Raw genomic sequence first — 15,564 nt, forward strand, 5'->3', positions numbered from 1 at the left:
ATTATGAAGGAGCAGCTTCAAGCATCGGGGGCAAGGAGCAATTCATTGAGCGATCAATCTGTGAGCGCGAGAGGTTATGCTTCTCGACGCGGCGTATGGGGCTGGATATTTTTCGACTGGGCGGCACAGCCCTTTTTTACAGTTGTCATCACTTTTATCTTCGGCCCTTATTTCATTTCACGCATGGCTGAAACGCCTGAGGCGGGGCAGATTGCCTGGGGCTATGGCTTTGCTGCGGCCGGCTTTGCCATCGCAATTCTATCACCCATTCTGGGTTCTATTGCCGATCAGACCGGTGCGCGAAAGCCTTGGATCGCGTTCTTTGCGGTTCTCAAGATCGTCAGTCTGATGACGCTTTGGTTTGCAGTACCCGGAGCCAATCTGTTCTGGGTATTGCTTGCCTTCAGCATAGCGATGGTTTCTGCGGAATTTTCTATTGTCTTCAACGATTCCATGATGCCACGTCTCGTGCCGCGTGAGGATATAGGCAGAGTTTCCAATCTCGCTTGGGGACTTGGTTATCTGGGCGGCATGATTGTTTTGATCTTCGTCGTCTTTTGTCTTGCGGCTTCACCTGAAACCGGCAAAACGATCATCGGTATGAAACCCCTCTTTGGGCTGGACCCGGTCCAGGGAGAAGATGCCCGTATCACGGGGCCGATTTCCGCCATCTGGTATCTGATTTTCGTTCTGCCGATGTTTTTGTTCACACCCGATCAGGCGCGTGGAAAGCCTCTGCGACAGGCGCTTGGCAAAGGTCTGTCGGAGTTAAAGGCGACATTGGGCGAAGTACGCAAGCGTCCAGGCGTTGCACGGTTTCTGATTGCCCGCATGATTTATCAGGATGGCGTCAACGCCATCATTGCCTTGGGTGCAGGCTATGCCGCATCAATGTTCCATTGGTCGATCACGGAGATCGGTCTTTTCGGCATGATAACCAATGTCATGGCGATTTTCAGTTGCCTTGTTGCGAGCCGCATGGATGCACGTTTTGGCTCCAAAGTGATCGTGATGATTTCACTCGTATTGCTGTTTCTCGCCTCCATCGGCATTGTTTCGACTGGAAAGGATTACATGCTGTTTGGCATGGTGGCACTGGAGTATACGGCTGCTCAGGGATTGTTCGCGACCGCTGCCGAGCATGCCTATCTGATTTACGGCATCATGATGGGGGCGGCCTTTGGCCCAGTGCAGGCGTCGTCCCGCTCGTGGTTCGCACGCAGTATCAAGCCGGAAGAGTCGGGTCGATATTTTGGCATCTATGCGTTGGCCGGAAGAGCGACCAGCTTCCTCGGCCCGTTCCTGGTGGCAAGTGTTACGGCACTCACGCATTCAGCGGCATTGGGTATGTCGGTATTGGTATTGTTTTTTGCCGTTGGTTTGGTGCTGACTGCGAGAACCCCATATCCTGCGGACAGATAAGGAACGCAGCGCGCCAAGCGCGCTGCTTTTAAACGCTCACATCATGCCTGCGGCTTTGGCACAGGCAATGGCGACAAGCCCGCCAACTATGGGTGCTGCAACGGGCACCCAGGCATAGGACCAATCCGAACCGCCTTTACCCGGAATGGGCAAGAGAGCATGCGCAATGCGTGGCCCGAGGTCGCGCGCTGGATTAATTGCATAGCCGGTGGGGCCGCCCAGCGAAACGCCAAGCGCCCAGACAAGCAGGCCAACCATCAGCGGACCCAGTACGCCTGTTGCACCAACAGCCTTTGCACCAATGGCAATGACCACGAATACAAGCACGAAGCTGCCTATGATTTCAGTGATGAAATTGGCCGGGATGTTGCGGATGGCCGGGCCTGTGCTGAAAACAGCAAGCTTGATACCCTTGTCTTCAGTGGGTTTCCAATGGGGTAAATAGGCAAGATAAACGAGTATCGCTCCTGCGAATGCACCAAGCATTTGTGCGGCTATGTAAGGCAGTACATCAACAGCGGGAAACGTACCTGCAGCATATAAGGCCAATGTTACAGCGGGATTGAGATGGCCTGCGGCACCTGCTGAAACCGCAACCATGACACCACACAGAACAGCAAAGCCCCAGCCTGCCGTAATCACAATCCAGCCAGAGTTCTGACCTTTGGATTTAGCGAGAAGCACATTGGCGACGACGCCGTCGCCCAGCAGGATAAGCACCATTGTGCCGAGAAACTCTCCGATAAAGCCATGACTCATTATCTGCTCCGAGAATAATTTGATGCTGAAAAGCTGTCCGGTGGGCAGCAACGCTCACCGGCTGTCTAAAAATATATTTTGCTATCATGCGACGGCCGATTGATCCGGCCGGTTTCGTAAACCTCAATCGACCCAGTTGAGCGAGCGCTGAACGGCCTTTTCCCACGAGGTGAACAGGCGGGTTCGTTCCTTTGATGTCATCTTGGGATGCCAGCGCTGACCGACTTGCCAGTTTTCGATAATGTCGTTTGTCGATCTCCAGTAGCCAACGGCAAGACCAGCCGCATAGGCTGCTCCAAGTGCTGTGGTTTCGATGATCTTGGGACGCACGACAGGTACATTCAGGATGTCGGACTGGAACTGCATGAGAAGCTCGTTGATGGTCATGCCGCCATCGGCGCGTAATTCGGTGATTTCGACACCAGAGTCCTTCACCATGGCTTCCAGCACTTCGCGGACTTGATAGCAGCTTGCTTCGAGTGCTGCGCGGGCAATATGGCCCTTGTTTGCAAAGCGGGTCAGACCGGCAATGATGCCACGCGCGGAATCTTCCCAGCGCGGTGCGTAAAGGCCGGAGAAGGCAGGAACAAAATAGACATCGCCATTGTCTTCGACGGTGCGCGCCAGTGTTTCAATGTCGCCACTGGTTTTGATGATGCCGAGATTATCACGCATCCATTGCACCAGTGCGCCGGTGATCGCGATGGAGCCTTCCAGCGCATAGACCGGCTTTTGGTCACCAAGCTGATAGGCAATAGTCGTTAGAAGCCCGTAGGTGGATGGAACCAGTTTCTCGCCGGTATTCATCAGCATGAAGCAGCCGGTGCCATAGGTGTTCTTGGCTTCGCCTGGCTCAAGGCAGGCCTGACCGAAAAGGGCTGCCTGCTGATCGCCTAGAATGCCTGCAAGCTTGACATTGACAAGCGCGGGTAGGGTAATCTCGCCATAGATTTCACTGGAAGAACGAATTTCCGGCAGGCAAGCTGCGGGAATATCGAATAGCCGCAGGATTTCCTCGTCCCATTCGAGCGTAGACAAGTCCATCAACTGCGTGCGTGACGCATTGGTTACGTCGGTGATGTGAATGCCGCCTTTTGCGCCGCCGGTGAGGTTCCAGACAAGCCAGCTATCCATCGTGCCGAATAACGCATCGCCTGCTTCTGCCTTCTCGCGCGCACCGGGAACATTATCGAGTATCCAGCGCAGTTTAAGGCCTGAGAAATAAGTCGAGATCGGCAGTCCGGTCTTATCGCGGAGACGATCTGCGCCGCCATCTTTCACAAAATGATCGACCAGCTCGTCCGTGCGTGTGTCCATCCAGACAATGGCATTGTAAAGCGGTGCGCCGGTTTTCCTGTCCCACAAAAGCGTGGTTTCGCGCTGGTTGGTGATGCCGACCGATGCGATATCGGAAGCTTTGAGGTTGGCTTTCTTCAAGGTCGCGGCGATGACATGCTGCGTGTTGCGCCAGATTTCATTGGCGCCGTGTTCGACCCAGCCAGCCTTCGGGTAAATCTGCTCGTGTTCTCGCTGGTCCATGGCGATAATGTCGCCGTTCCGGTCAAAAATGATAAAACGTGAACTGGTGGTTCCCTGATCGATGGAACCGACGAACTGTGTCATTTACTATGCTCCTCCCGCTCGAATGGCAGAGATCTTGTCAGGATGCGAATATGTATGTCCGTTGCAACCCATTTTCGCTAATTTCGAATGAATATATGCGTCTCTCCAAAAGCCACTGTGCTCTTTTTGAGCAGGTGGCCACTTCAACATAATTCAGGCCCGTATTGCAGCACTCCCAATGCTTTTTTACTGACATCCCTTATTTCATTTATACGTTAAATGAACTTAATCGAAATAATATGAATATCAAACGAAAGCAATAGGGGTATTTTAGAGCGATTATCCCGCCTCTTTGATAAGATTTGCAGGCTAATTAATAGGGTGCACTTTCGTTTGCGAAAATCTACCCAGCTTACCAAGAACTCAAAGAAAAAGCCCCGGCAACATAGTGTTGCCGGGGCTTTTGCGTTCAATATAGATTGCTGTATTAGTGACGGAAGTGACGCATACCGGTCATCACCATGGCAATGCCATGTTCGTCAGCCGCAGCAATGACTTCATCGTCACGCATCGAGCCGCCCGGCTGGATAACCGCCGTGGCGCCTGCCTGGACAGCAGACAGCAGACCATCGGCAAACGGGAAGAACGCGTCGGAAGCGACAACACAGCCCTTGGTCAGCGGCTCTGCAAGACCAGCTGCTTCGGCTGCATCTTCAGCCTTGCGGGCAGCGATACGAGCTGAATCTACACGGCTCATCTGGCCTGCGCCGATGCCGACCGTTGCGCCGTTCTTAACGTAAACGATAGCGTTCGACTTCACGTGCTTGCCAACGCGGAAAGCAAACTTCATGTCGTTGAGTTCGGCTTCGCTTGGGGAGCGCTTGGTCACGACTTTCAGATCAAGATCGTCAACGACGCCATTGTCGCGCGACTGAACCAGCAGGCCGCCAGCAACTGTCTTGGCCGCAATGCCTTTGGCGCGCGGGTCAGGCAGTCCACCTGTTACCAGAAGACGCAGGTTCTTCTTGGCCGCAACGATAGCCTGTGCGCCTTCGGTCGCGTCTGGTGCGATGATGACTTCGGTGAAAATCTTGACGATTTCTTCGGCTGCAGCCTCATCAAGTGTTTTATTAAGCGCAACAATACCGCCGAAGGCTGAAACCGGATCGCAGGCCAGTGCCTTGAGATAAGCTTCGGTGATGGTTGCAGCTTCTGCCACGCCGCAAGGATTGGCGTGCTTGATGATGGCAACGGCTGCGGTGCGGGCCGGGTCAAACTCGGCAACGAGTTCGAAAGCCGCATCGGTGTCATTGATGTTGTTATAGGAAAGCTGCTTGCCCTGAAGCTGGGTTGCTGTGGCAACACCAGGGCGCTGTTCGCCGGTCAGGTAAAAGCCAGCAGTCTGATGTGGGTTTTCACCATAGCGCATGACAGAGTGCAGCTTGCCAGCAACCGAACGGTGGGTCGGAGTTTCTTCATTGATTGCTTCGGCAAACCAGTTGGAAATGGCTGCATCATAAGCGGCAGTGCGCGAGAATGCCTTGGCTGCGAGCTTTTTACGGAAAGAAATCGGGAGCGATCCTTCGTTCTTTTCGAGCTCGGCTACAACGTCCGCATAGTCAGCCGGATCGACAACTGTTGCCACATAGGCATGGTTCTTTGCCGAAGCGCGGATCATGGCCGGCCCACCAATGTCGATATTTTCAACAGTAGTGTCGTAGTCGCCGCCCTTGAAGCGGACTTCTTCAAACGGATAAAGATTGATGACGGCAAGATCGATACCGCCAATGCCGTGTGCTTCCATGGCTGCGATATGTTCAGGATCGTTGCGCACTGCAAGCAGGCCGCCGTGCACTGATGGGTGCAGCGTCTTCACGCGTCCATCCATGATTTCCGGAAAGCCGGTGACTTCCGAAACGTCCTTTACAGGAATGCCTTCTGCGGCAATCGACTTGGCGGTGCCGCCTGTCGAAAGGATTTCAACGCCGTTTGCGTGAAGTGCTTTGGCGAAATCAATGAGGCCGGTCTTGTCGGACACGGAAAGGAGGGCGCGGCGCACCCGATGAAGATCGGGAGCGGGAATATGCTTGGAGCTGACAGCCATAGGGAGTTGGTCTCTTCGTTGCTGAAACATAAGCGTTCAGGAAGGGTGGACGGCTGCGAGTTAGCACAGGAGAGGAACGAATCATACCTCAAAACACCCGAAAACTGCAGAGATGTGGGTTTCTGTGCTTAAGCCAATCTCTTGTCGACTCTCGAAGGCCGGGGAGTGCAAGAGATTGTTCATAAATCCGTGGGGGCGTGAAGCCAGTTAAGCATAGCTTCCGATGGCGACACGGCTGAATTGCCAGTTCACTTCCGGCAGGTCAGAGGCCGGGAAAGACAGCACAATTTGCTTTGATGTCACAGGCCCGCGGAAGCCGGCGAAGAAGATACTGTCTTCCAGCTGTGGCGCCACTTCGAAGCAGGAAAAAGCCCATGTGTCGTCATGGGGCGCACTCAAGATAATCAGACCATTTTCATCAAATGAGATATCGACAGAAGGGTGGATATGAAAACGCACGGCGATGTTATCGCGCCCGTTGGCTTTCAAAGCCTTGGCATCGCCACGATAGAAACGGTCGGCACCCTGAATGACACTGCCATTGTGCGAGAGCACTGCGCGGCGCTCGTGGAAAATTCCAAAAAGCCGAACATAACCGTCATGGCTTGCCACAAACCCTTGTCGGCCCATGTCTTCCACACGATCACGCTGCACTTTGGTCGGTCCCGCAATGATCGGTGTGCCGATCATGTTGGAAAGGCCTGCATTCAAGCTGAAACGGCAGGATGATGTGTCGTTGATGGTTGCGGTCGAGTGTGCGGCGGTCGAGCGTCCCAATGGACGAAATTCCGGTGGACCAAAGCGGTCGACGCCGGAATTGACGATATAGCGCTGACGTCCGGAGGACATTTCAAAGGCGAGACAGCCTGCATGGGCATCGCGCGAAGAGGTAACCGGTGGCGGCAAACCCGTATCGGCGATGATCGTGGTGGAACCCATCGACAGGCGTTCATAACCGGAATAGGGCGCATGGGTCAGCGGTGAGCCTGCGGTTTCATCATGGCGCAGAACCGAGATGATGCGTTCCGACATGGTCGGGCCGACGCCGTTGAACAGTGCAAGGCTGCCGTCCTGATGACGGAAAAAGCGAAGTGCTGGCAACATACGCTCGACGGCTTCGATCAATGCTTTGGGCGGTGATTCCGTGCCATTGGCGTAGGTCTGGCGCAGCGGCAGAAGGTCAGCCAGCAGTTCGAGAATAGTCAAAGGGTTGCGCGAAACATGGCCGCCGTCAGGCAGGATCTGGCGCTTCAGTTCATATTCGAGATTGCGGCGTGCCGCACGCGCAGTCGGTGGTGAAACCGGGAGCGCGAGGGCTGCAAAAGCGAGTGCGATGCGGGCGCGAAGGCGTTCTTCGCCGTCATCCATGGCCGAAGCCACCGTGCGCAGATAGCGCACCTGCATGGCGAGAGAGCGCATGAATTTGCGGTAAGCGGGCAGTTCAGCGCCCGAAAGAATCAGATTGGAATGCTGCAGCCATGCGATGATGCGTTGCGCTGTGACTTCCGGTGACCATGCCAGTCCGCCAATGCGTCTTCCATAAAGGCGCATCCAGTCATCGAGCAAAGCACGTGCATTGGCAGTGGCAAGCTCGCTGTTGGCGCTTTTGAGGTGACGCAGCCAGCTGAAGCTGTGGAGTGCCGCCTCCCATTCAGGCGTTGGTGGTTCAACGGCAAAAGGCGAAAGCCCGCCCGTTTCGACAAGGCGACCGGCAAGCGCAAAGCGGCCGTGATAGAATTCCTGTGCGAGCTGGGGGTCAGCGACGCGAAGATCGGGCGGGGCGATGAGGATGCGTTCCGGCGTGAAGCCGGTGAAACGCCAGCGATAAAGCGGGCCCATGCGCAGGCGACGGCTGAACCTGCGCCAAGCCTGTGCAACAGCCAGTCCCCAAAGATGCGGGGTTTCGCTCAACGCGACTGCCACCCTCTCGTTCTCCGTATTAAAGTTCATTCTCACTGGACCCGATAAGGCAGGTCCGCCCTTTCATGGCATGATTCATTCGAATGCTGTTTCTGCATCGCGGAATCATGCATTAATAGAATCGTATATAATGGTGAACCGAGTGTTAACCATAACGGACGCAGAGCACCCGCTATGGCAATTTCATCGATTTTGATGGTCTAAAGCCGCGTGATCAGGCCTTGCGCTTGAAACGCGCGGCGAAGAAGCCATCCATTCCGGCCATATGCGGATTTCCACCGAAGTGTTCGGCGGGCAAATCGGCAGGTGTTGAGCGCAGGAAGCCTTCTTTGGTGATCAAGCTTTCAAGGCCGGGGCAATCTTCGAGGGTGATCGGATAGGCTTCAATGGCCGGGTTTTTGAGTGCACTGCGGGCCACGTCCTCGCCTTCCTGCGGATGTAGCGAGCAATTGGAGAACAGCACTGTGCCACCGGGTTTCACAAGCGTGATGGCCTGATCAAGCATTTTGGCCTGAAGGGTCGCAAGCTTCTTGATATCCTGCGGTGTCTTGGTCCACGGCACATCCGGGTGACGGCGGACAGTTCCAGTGGATGAGCAGGGCGCATCGAGCAGCACGGCATCGAACAATGCATCTGGCTTAAAGTCCATCATATTGCTTGAAACCGTGCGGGCTTTAAGGCTCAGACGTTCCAAATTGCCTTCAAGCCGCTTGAGGCGGTTTTCGGACATATCAAGAGCTGTCACATCAGCGCCCTGAATCACAAGCTGTGCAGTCTTTCCACCGGGGGCTGCACAAAGATCGGCCACGCGCTTGCCTTTAATGTCGCCCATCAGGCGCGCAGGTAGGCTTGCGGCGGCATCCTGCACCCACCAGTCGCCCTCGGCAAAACCGGGCAGGTCGGTGAGGTTGCCCTCGACTGTCTCAAGACGCACAGAACCGTTAGGCAAGGCTACGCCGCCGAGCTTTTCAGCCCATTCCTTCGGATCACCTTTCACGGTGAAATCGATTGGCGGCTCATAACCATGCATGGTCAAAATGGCTTCGGCTTTTTTCGGGCCATAGGAATCGGTAAGGCTCTTTGAAAACCATTCCGGCACATTTTTTTCAGGCTGCAATGTGTGTTCGAGTGCCCGCTCTTTGTTGCGCGATAGACGGCGCAGAAGAGCGTTTACCAGACCTGCATATTTGCGATTGCGCGGATCGGCATTGGCCGCTTCGACCGCAAGATCGACTGCCGAATGATCGGGCAGGTTGAGGTAGAAAATCTGCGCGATGGCCACATGCAGCAAATGTTTGAGCGCATGTGCATTTTCCGGCAGTGGACGGTCGAGGCGCTTGTTGATTGCGCGTTCAATGCTGCCGCGATTACGCAGAGCCGAACCGAGAATGGCGCGAACCAGCGAGCGGTCGCGCGGTTCCAGCGCCAGATATTGCGGATGGCCATGGCTGTTATCAGTGAGGCCGTCGAGCGATGTGTTCTTTTCGATCACCGCACCAAGCAGGCGTGCCGCGCACAAACGCGCCGCAAGGCCCGGCCGTTGTTCGGCGCGGTCTGCGGCGTAATTGTGTGTCTGCGGCTTGTTATTTCCACGCTTTGGCGCAGGTTTCTTATCGTTCACGCTGTTCTACTTTATCTAACGCACATCCTGCTTTCGGGACGCGCTTTTACGACCAAGGGCCCCGATAGCCGGAACCGCCACTGTTGTTATCGCCTGCATTACCACTACTTTGTCCCCATGGGCCACTGCTTTGTGATGGCGTCGAGGTGCGTTGCGCCATTCCAGCCGAACGAATACCCATTTCGGCAGCCATTTGTTCGAGTGCTGAGATGCGGTTGTCTGTGTCCGGATGCGTCGAGAACAGATTGTCCGCACCACGTCCGCTCAGTGGATTGATGATGAACATATGGGCTGTCGCCGGGTTATGCTCGGCTTCCTCATTCACCACGGTTTTTGCGCCACGCGCAATCTTGCCGAGCGCCGAGGAAAGCCAAAGTGGATTGCCACAGATTTCTGCACCGCGCCGGTCAGCGGCATATTCGCGGGTACGGCTTACGGCCATCTGCACAATCATAGCGGCAAATGGCGCAACGATCATCGCAAGGATCGTGCCGATCACGCCCATGATGCCATTGCCGTTTTCGCGGTTACCACCTAGGAAGAAAGCGAAATTACCAAGCATGGAGATTGCACCCGCGAGGGTGGCGACGATTGTCATGGTCAGGGTATCGCGGTTTTGAACATGGGCTAATTCATGTGCCATGACGCCTGCGACTTCTTCCGGTGTCAGGCGCTGAAGAAGGCCAGTTGTGGCTGCGACCGCTGCATTTTCCGGATTACGGCCCGTGGCAAACGCGTTGGGCTGATCCTCATTGATGATATAGACTTTTGGCATCGGTAGACCTGCATTGGCGGCAAGGCCACTGACCATGCGGTAGAAGTCGGGTGCCGAGCGCTCATCGACTTCCTGCGCATTATACATGCGCAGTACCATCTTGTCGGAATTCCAATAGCCAAACAGGTTCATGGCAACCGCGATTACCAATGCGATCATCATGCCGCCGCCGCCGCCCAATAAGTAACCGATGCTCATAAACATGACTGTCATGAGAGCGATCAGCATGGCAGTTTTCGTCATATTCATGCGTAGGGGTCTCCAGTTCAGCGAAAGTTTATCTCAAACAGGGTTTTGCTTACCCGCCAGATTTACCTATATGATGGGTATGAACGGCCCCAGCTTCAATAATGGGGCTTCAATAATGGATTTGCTGCGGATGACCGATAAATTCAACGAAACCGACATCAATGACAATGTAGCTCCGCGTAAGCTGGACGATCTGCCAGCTGCAGCGCAGCGCGCTCTCAAAGAAGCTGAAGCACGTCGCGCGAGCGAAAATGTCGAAAAGTTACCGCGTGAGATTGGCGGACGGGGCGGCAAAGATCCCGCTCGTTTTGGCGACTGGGAGATCAAGGGGCGGACAATAGATTTTTAAGCCTGAAACAGGCCAGCTTTTTCACCGAACGCCAGAATTTCAGTTGCAGGTGTATTGATCCATTGAGCGAAAGTTTGCGGTTGAGTCGTTTCACGCCAAATGCGCACAAGTTCGAAGCCGAGAGAATAACCGAGCCAGCGGGGAAGCTGTCCACTGCCAAAAAACCAGCTTGCATGATCGTAATCGGCTGATTGCAATGCTGCTGCAGTGGGACTGTCTATTCTTAGCACTTCAGGCGCGATTGCACACTCCCATGGTTCGGGCGGAGTCTTCATAAGGTTGTTCACGAAATGGCCGGCCAACCCTTCGCTGATCAGTGCTTCGCCAAGTGTCCAGCCATATCCCGGTCCAGCCATGCGCAGACAATGATGGACTTCGTGCAGGAGCTGTCGTTGGACTGTACCGTCTGTAAGGGTTGGCCTAAGATTCGTATTATCGGGATCAAAATTCAGCGAAAGAAGGGTGCTGTTATAAGCCCGCCCCAAAATTCCGATTTCCGGAATGGTGTATGCTGAGCGCCCAAGAAGAATGTCAAACTGGGGGGGAGGCGTGAAAGTCTTCAGTGTTTGGAAGGCTTGATCAATCTCAATGGAAATACGCTGCTGAAATTCTTCAAGTCCCCCTGATGCAGTCAGCCAGTGTAAAAACCAAACGTCTTTGAAGGCTGTGGTCATGTCAATTCCCAGTCAGCGATTTAACAACTGTTAAGTGTAGTTAACTCCCGTTTTCAGGCAATCCAAAAGAATAGGGATAAAAGAAAAGGCCGGGAAATCCCGGCCTTTTTGTTACTTCTTGTTCTGGCGATTTTCGATCAGATCGTCCACGACGCCCGGGTCGGCGAGGGTCGAGGTATCGCCCAGTGAGCCGAATTCGTCCTCTGCGATCTTGCGCAGAATACGGCGCATGATCTTGCCTGACCGGGTTTTCGGCAGGCCGGGCGAGAACTGAATCTTGTCTGGTGTCGCAATTGGCCCGATTTCCTTGCGCACGTGGCTGACCAGCTCTTTGCGCAAAGCATCGGCATCCTGTGCTTCAGCGCCAGTCATCAGAGTGACGTAGCAATAGATGCCTTGTCCCTTGATCGGATGTGGGTAGCCAACGACCGCAGCTTCCGAAACGGAATGATGCGAGACGAGTGCCGACTCGATTTCCGCCGTGCCGAGACGGTGACCGGAAATATTGAGCACATCATCGACGCGGCCGGTAATCCAGTAATAGCCGTCGTCATCGCGGCGGCAGCCGTCACCGGTAAAATACTTGCCTTTATAGGTTGAGAAGTAAGCTTCGATGAAGCGCTTGTGATCGCCATAGAGCGTACGCATCTGGCCGGGCCACGAGTCGATGATGCAGAGATTGCCATCGACTGCACCTTCAACAACGGCACCTTCGCCGTCAACCAGCTGCGGCTTCACGCCGAAGAAAGGACGCGTTGCCGAACCGGGCTTGAGGTCGGTTGCACCGGGCAGCGGCGTAATCAAAATACCGCCGGTTTCCGTCTGCCACCATGTATCGACAATCGGTGAATGCTGATCACCCACGACGTTATAATACCATTCCCAGGCTTCGGGGTTGATCGGCTCGCCAACCGAACCAAGCAGGCGCAATGTCGAGCGCGATGAACGGGTAACAAATTCATCGCCCGCCCCCATCAGCGCGCGGATTGCGGTTGGCGCGGTATAGAAGATATTGACGTGGTGTTTGTCGATGACTTCCCAGAAACGACCCTGATCGGGGAAGTTCGGTACACCTTCAAACATCAGCGTGGTAGCACCATTGGCGAGCGGCCCGTAGACGATGTAGGAATGGCCTGTCACCCAGCCCACATCCGCAGTACACCAATAGACATCGCCGTCATGATAATCGAACACATATTGATGTGTCATCGAAGCATAGACGAGGTAGCCGCCGGTGGTATGAAGCACACCCTTCGGCTTGCCTGTCGAGCCGGAGGTATAAAGGATGAATAGCGGGTCTTCCGCATTCATGGGTTCCGGTTCGCAGGTAGGCTCTACGCTTGCCACTTCCTGATGATACCAGAGATCACGGCCAGGGCCCCAGCTGACCTTGCCACCGGTGCGGCGAACGACCAGAACCTTGTTGACCATGACATATTGCTTGGCAGCTATGTCGATAGCCGTGTCGGTGTTTTCCTTGAGCGATACCGGCTTGCCACCACGTACGCCTTCATCAGCGGTGATGACGAAAGTGGATTCACAGTCGACAATACGGCCAGCGAGCGCTTCCGGCGAGAAACCTGCAAAGACGACCGAATGCACGGCGCCAATACGGGCACAGGCGAGCATGGCATAAGCCGCTTCCGGGATCATCGGCAGATAGATGGTGACGCGGTCGCCTTTCTTGACGCCATGCTTTTTCAGCACATTGGAGAGACGGCAGACATTTTCGTAAAGTTCACGGTAGGTGATCTTTTTATCTATGTAAGGGTTGTCGCCTTCCCAGATGATGGCGACCTTGTCACCACGGCTTTTCAGGTGGCGGTCGATACAGTTGTAGGAGACGTTGGTCACGCCATCTTCATACCACTTGATCGATACGTCGCCGTTGAAATCAGTGTTCTTGACTTTGGTAAAGGGCTTGAACCAGTCAATGCGTCGGCCGTGCTTGGCCCAGAAGCCATCCGGGTCGGTTACGCTTTCATTGTACCAGTCGAGATAGGTCTCGTTGTCAATGAGCGTGTTCTTCTTTGCCCCCGGCAGAACGGGGTAAAGCTTTTCCGACATGTGTTCCTCCATAACTGTCCGGCGATCCTCCCGCCAGAATCGACAGCCCGCATCGGGGCAAAGCCATCGCCAGACTCATCTACATTCCGTCGCGTCCAACGTAAATTAGACATTGGGATCGACTATGGTCCACAATGACGCAGCACAAAAATATGAACGGAGCGGCAGCACTCACGTCGTGTTGGTGCTAACATACTGTTTTTACACTTTAAAAACTATTTTTGGCGATTATAATTCCTGTCGGAGCCGCTGAACACCTATAACGGGCTCCCTGTGAAAAGGGGAAATCGCCATGACGACATCCGCTTTTGTTTTAAAGTCGGCCTTTGAATTGCAGCTCGCCGGTTATGGTCTGACGACGGCGAAAATCTTCTATCATCTGCCTGATCACCCGCATTTGCTGCAACTTTTTGTATGGCAGGACTATGATCTCGCGCCGGAATTTCCGGTGCTCAATCATTTCATAGAATTCTGGAAGGAAAAGATCGACGGGCCGCTGCATTCGGTCGCCTACGCGCATCATCGGTTGCTTGGTCCATCCGACTGGAAGAACGTGCAAGGAGAAATTCTTTTACACTGACAACGGCTCATCTATGATGCGTGCCACGGTCTGATTTGAGAGCGGTTCCAGTTGAGGTTGAATCGTTGGAACCGCTCTCATTGTTTGTTTTTACGCATTATCCGACGCAAAACCGCTACGCACTTTTGCTGGAAATGCTTCAATGTAGGCTGCTGGAAGGCCAAATGGCGTTTGTGCATCTTTCCCACCCAGAAAAGGCGCTGCTTTACGCCTCAAAGACGTTGCTCGGCTGTCTTATTTGTTGGTTTGCATTGCAATGGGCAGGGATTGAGCATCCGATTTGGGCGGTGATCACGGTCCTAATCATTTCAGATCCCGACGTTCGCACAACGCTTGCTCTTTCGCAGGCACGGGCGATCAACACCGCAGTTGGATGTGCCATTGGCATGATAACCATCTGGTTAGTGGGATATTCGCCGGTTGCGAGCTTGTTCGGAGCAGCCCTAACGGTATTTGTCATCCTGATGATCGACCGATATCCAGTCAATTGGCGACTGGCGCCCGCAACCGTGGTAATTGTGATGGATGCGGGGCGCTTTGCTCAAACACGCAACGAGGAGCTGTTGCTTGCCTTATCGCGGTTGATCGAAATCGCGCTCGGCTGCGTGGTAGCGATTGCTTTGGCCTGGATTTATACCAAGTTCATTGAGCGGGTGCGAGCACATAGGCAGCAACTGCCACCTCACGCGGAAGGCGAATAGCTTCGTCCGCCAAAGATCGCCGAACCAACACGCACTGACGTTGCACCAAAGCCAACGGCGGTCTCAAAGTCGCCCGACATGCCCATGGAGAGTTTACCGACATTGGCTTCGCGCGCCAGCTTTTCGAGCAAAGCGAAATGCGGCCCCGGATTTTCGCCCGCAGGTGGAATGCACATCAGCCCTTCAATGGCGAGGCCGTGCTCGTTGCGGCAACGCTCGACGAAGGCGACTGCTTCTTTGGGTGGAATACCAGCCTTTTGTTCTTCAAGCCCGGTATTGACCTGAACATAAAGCTGCGGGCTTATACCTTGCTTTTTGATCTCGGCAGAAAGAGCAACCGCAATTTTCTCACGGTCGACGGTTTCGATAACGTCGAACAGCGCCACCGCATCGGCGGCTTTGTTGGATTGCAGCGGACCGATCAGGTGCAGCTCGACGCCAGAATAAGCTTCTCGAAGTGCTGGCCACTTGCCTTGTGCTTCCTGCACGCGGTTCTCACCAAACACGCGCTGACCGGCATCAAGAACCGGGCGGATTTCGTCTGCCTCGAATGTCTTGGACACGGCTACGAGCATCACAGAGCCCTTATCGCGGCGCGCTTCTTCTTCGGCATTGGCAATGACCGCCTTGACCTTGTTCAGGTTCGCTACAATATCTGACATGAAACTCTCGCTTTCAGGCTTTTCATCCGCAAAAGGTTGACGCTTTCGCCAATACGTGGTGAAGGTCGCCATTAAATATCGACTCTCCTTATTGCATCACCTTCGTACGAGTAAATAC

At 54.4% G+C, this 15,564-nt stretch carries 13 protein-coding genes; 4 read left to right on the forward strand and 9 right to left on the reverse strand.

Going from position 1 to position 15,564, the window contains the following annotated elements:
* Positions 1-45 precede the first annotated feature (45 nt).
* A complete protein-coding gene (locus tag QBD00_RS17380; RefSeq protein ID WP_404901574.1) occupies positions 46-1,422 on the forward strand; it encodes an MFS transporter in 1,377 nt (458 codons plus the stop codon).
* A gap of 36 nt (positions 1,423-1,458) precedes the next feature.
* On the opposite strand, the gene QBD00_RS17385 is transcribed toward QBD00_RS17380, so the two are convergent.
* The 6 genes from QBD00_RS17385 to htpX form a co-directional block, all read right to left on the reverse strand.
* Entirely contained in the window at positions 1,459-2,181 is a 723-nt protein-coding gene (locus tag QBD00_RS17385; RefSeq protein WP_318580109.1) for an MIP/aquaporin family protein, read from the reverse strand.
* A gap of 123 nt (positions 2,182-2,304) precedes the next feature.
* Positions 2,305-3,804 carry a glycerol kinase GlpK gene (glpK, locus tag QBD00_RS17390; RefSeq protein ID WP_318580110.1) on the reverse strand — a complete coding sequence of 500 codons (1,500 nt, stop codon included), beginning with the start codon at positions 3,802-3,804 and terminating at the stop codon, positions 2,305-2,307.
* Between the two features lie 427 nt (positions 3,805-4,231).
* Positions 4,232-5,848, reverse strand: coding sequence for a bifunctional phosphoribosylaminoimidazolecarboxamide formyltransferase/IMP cyclohydrolase (purH, locus tag QBD00_RS17395; RefSeq protein WP_095447409.1), 1,617 nt, complete (start codon positions 5,846-5,848; stop codon positions 4,232-4,234).
* Between the two features lie 207 nt (positions 5,849-6,055).
* A complete protein-coding gene (locus tag QBD00_RS17400) occupies positions 6,056-7,798 on the reverse strand; it encodes a heparinase II/III family protein (RefSeq protein ID WP_151095047.1) in 1,743 nt (580 codons plus the stop codon).
* A gap of 184 nt (positions 7,799-7,982) precedes the next feature.
* On the reverse strand, positions 7,983-9,389 hold the full coding sequence (locus QBD00_RS17405; RefSeq protein ID WP_318580111.1) for an RsmB/NOP family class I SAM-dependent RNA methyltransferase: 1,407 nt from the start codon (positions 9,387-9,389) through the stop codon (positions 7,983-7,985).
* Between the two features lie 46 nt (positions 9,390-9,435).
* Positions 9,436-10,413, reverse strand: a complete 978-nt coding sequence (gene htpX, locus QBD00_RS17410; protein WP_318580112.1) for a zinc metalloprotease HtpX — start codon at positions 10,411-10,413, stop codon at positions 9,436-9,438.
* A 130-nt stretch (positions 10,414-10,543) separates the two neighbouring features.
* Here htpX and QBD00_RS17415 point away from each other — a divergent pair, with 130 nt between their 5' ends.
* Positions 10,544-10,762 (forward strand): DUF1674 domain-containing protein, encoded by a 219-nt coding sequence (locus tag QBD00_RS17415; RefSeq protein WP_095447982.1) that lies wholly within the window; start codon positions 10,544-10,546, stop codon positions 10,760-10,762.
* Here the strand turns inward: QBD00_RS17415 and QBD00_RS17420 are convergent.
* Both QBD00_RS17420 and acs read right to left on the reverse strand, forming a co-directional pair.
* Positions 10,759-11,436, reverse strand: coding sequence for a DUF2268 domain-containing putative Zn-dependent protease (locus tag QBD00_RS17420; RefSeq protein ID WP_318580113.1), 678 nt, complete (start codon positions 11,434-11,436; stop codon positions 10,759-10,761). The genes QBD00_RS17415 and QBD00_RS17420 overlap by 4 nt on opposite strands.
* Before the next feature lie 111 nt (positions 11,437-11,547).
* On the reverse strand, positions 11,548-13,503 hold the full coding sequence (gene acs, locus QBD00_RS17425; protein ID WP_318580114.1) for an acetate--CoA ligase: 1,956 nt from the start codon (positions 13,501-13,503) through the stop codon (positions 11,548-11,550).
* Positions 13,504-13,795: 292 nt separating this feature from the next.
* Between acs and QBD00_RS17430 the strand changes: the two genes are divergently transcribed.
* Positions 13,796-14,083, forward strand: a complete 288-nt coding sequence (locus QBD00_RS17430; RefSeq protein WP_095447404.1) for an usg protein — start codon at positions 13,796-13,798, stop codon at positions 14,081-14,083.
* Between the two features lie 164 nt (positions 14,084-14,247).
* Positions 14,248-14,784: an FUSC family protein gene (locus QBD00_RS17435; protein ID WP_095447981.1), complete on the forward strand. Its 537-nt coding sequence runs from the start codon at positions 14,248-14,250 to the stop codon at positions 14,782-14,784.
* On the opposite strand, the gene QBD00_RS17440 is transcribed toward QBD00_RS17435, so the two are convergent.
* Positions 14,766-15,446 carry a YggS family pyridoxal phosphate-dependent enzyme gene (locus QBD00_RS17440; RefSeq protein ID WP_095447980.1) on the reverse strand — a complete coding sequence of 227 codons (681 nt, stop codon included), beginning with the start codon at positions 15,444-15,446 and terminating at the stop codon, positions 14,766-14,768. The genes QBD00_RS17435 and QBD00_RS17440 overlap by 19 nt on opposite strands.
* Positions 15,447-15,564: the final 118 nt, after the last annotated feature.

Source organism: Ochrobactrum sp. AN78, assembly GCF_029909885.1.
In the GTDB taxonomy this organism is placed as follows: Bacteria; Pseudomonadota; Alphaproteobacteria; order Rhizobiales; family Rhizobiaceae; genus Brucella; species Brucella quorumnocens.

Coding starts and splice junctions, on each gene's coding strand:
- glpK (WP_318580110.1), bottom strand. CDS start 3,804: ATGACACAGTTCGTCGGTTCCATCGATCAGGGAACCACCAGTTCACGT.
- acs (WP_318580114.1), bottom strand. CDS start 13,503: ATGTCGGAAAAGCTTTACCCCGTTCTGCCGGGGGCAAAGAAGAACACG.
- QBD00_RS17430 (WP_095447404.1), top strand. CDS start 13,796: ATGACGACATCCGCTTTTGTTTTAAAGTCGGCCTTTGAATTGCAGCTC.
- QBD00_RS17385 (WP_318580109.1), bottom strand. CDS start 2,181: ATGAGTCATGGCTTTATCGGAGAGTTTCTCGGCACAATGGTGCTTATC.
- QBD00_RS17435 (WP_095447981.1), top strand. CDS start 14,248: ATGGCGTTTGTGCATCTTTCCCACCCAGAAAAGGCGCTGCTTTACGCC.
- QBD00_RS17400 (WP_151095047.1), bottom strand. CDS start 7,798: ATGAACTTTAATACGGAGAACGAGAGGGTGGCAGTCGCGTTGAGCGAA.
- htpX (WP_318580112.1), bottom strand. CDS start 10,413: ATGAATATGACGAAAACTGCCATGCTGATCGCTCTCATGACAGTCATG.
- QBD00_RS17420 (WP_318580113.1), bottom strand. CDS start 11,436: ATGACCACAGCCTTCAAAGACGTTTGGTTTTTACACTGGCTGACTGCA.
- QBD00_RS17440 (WP_095447980.1), bottom strand. CDS start 15,446: ATGTCAGATATTGTAGCGAACCTGAACAAGGTCAAGGCGGTCATTGCC.
- purH (WP_095447409.1), bottom strand. CDS start 5,848: ATGGCTGTCAGCTCCAAGCATATTCCCGCTCCCGATCTTCATCGGGTG.
- QBD00_RS17415 (WP_095447982.1), top strand. CDS start 10,544: ATGACCGATAAATTCAACGAAACCGACATCAATGACAATGTAGCTCCG.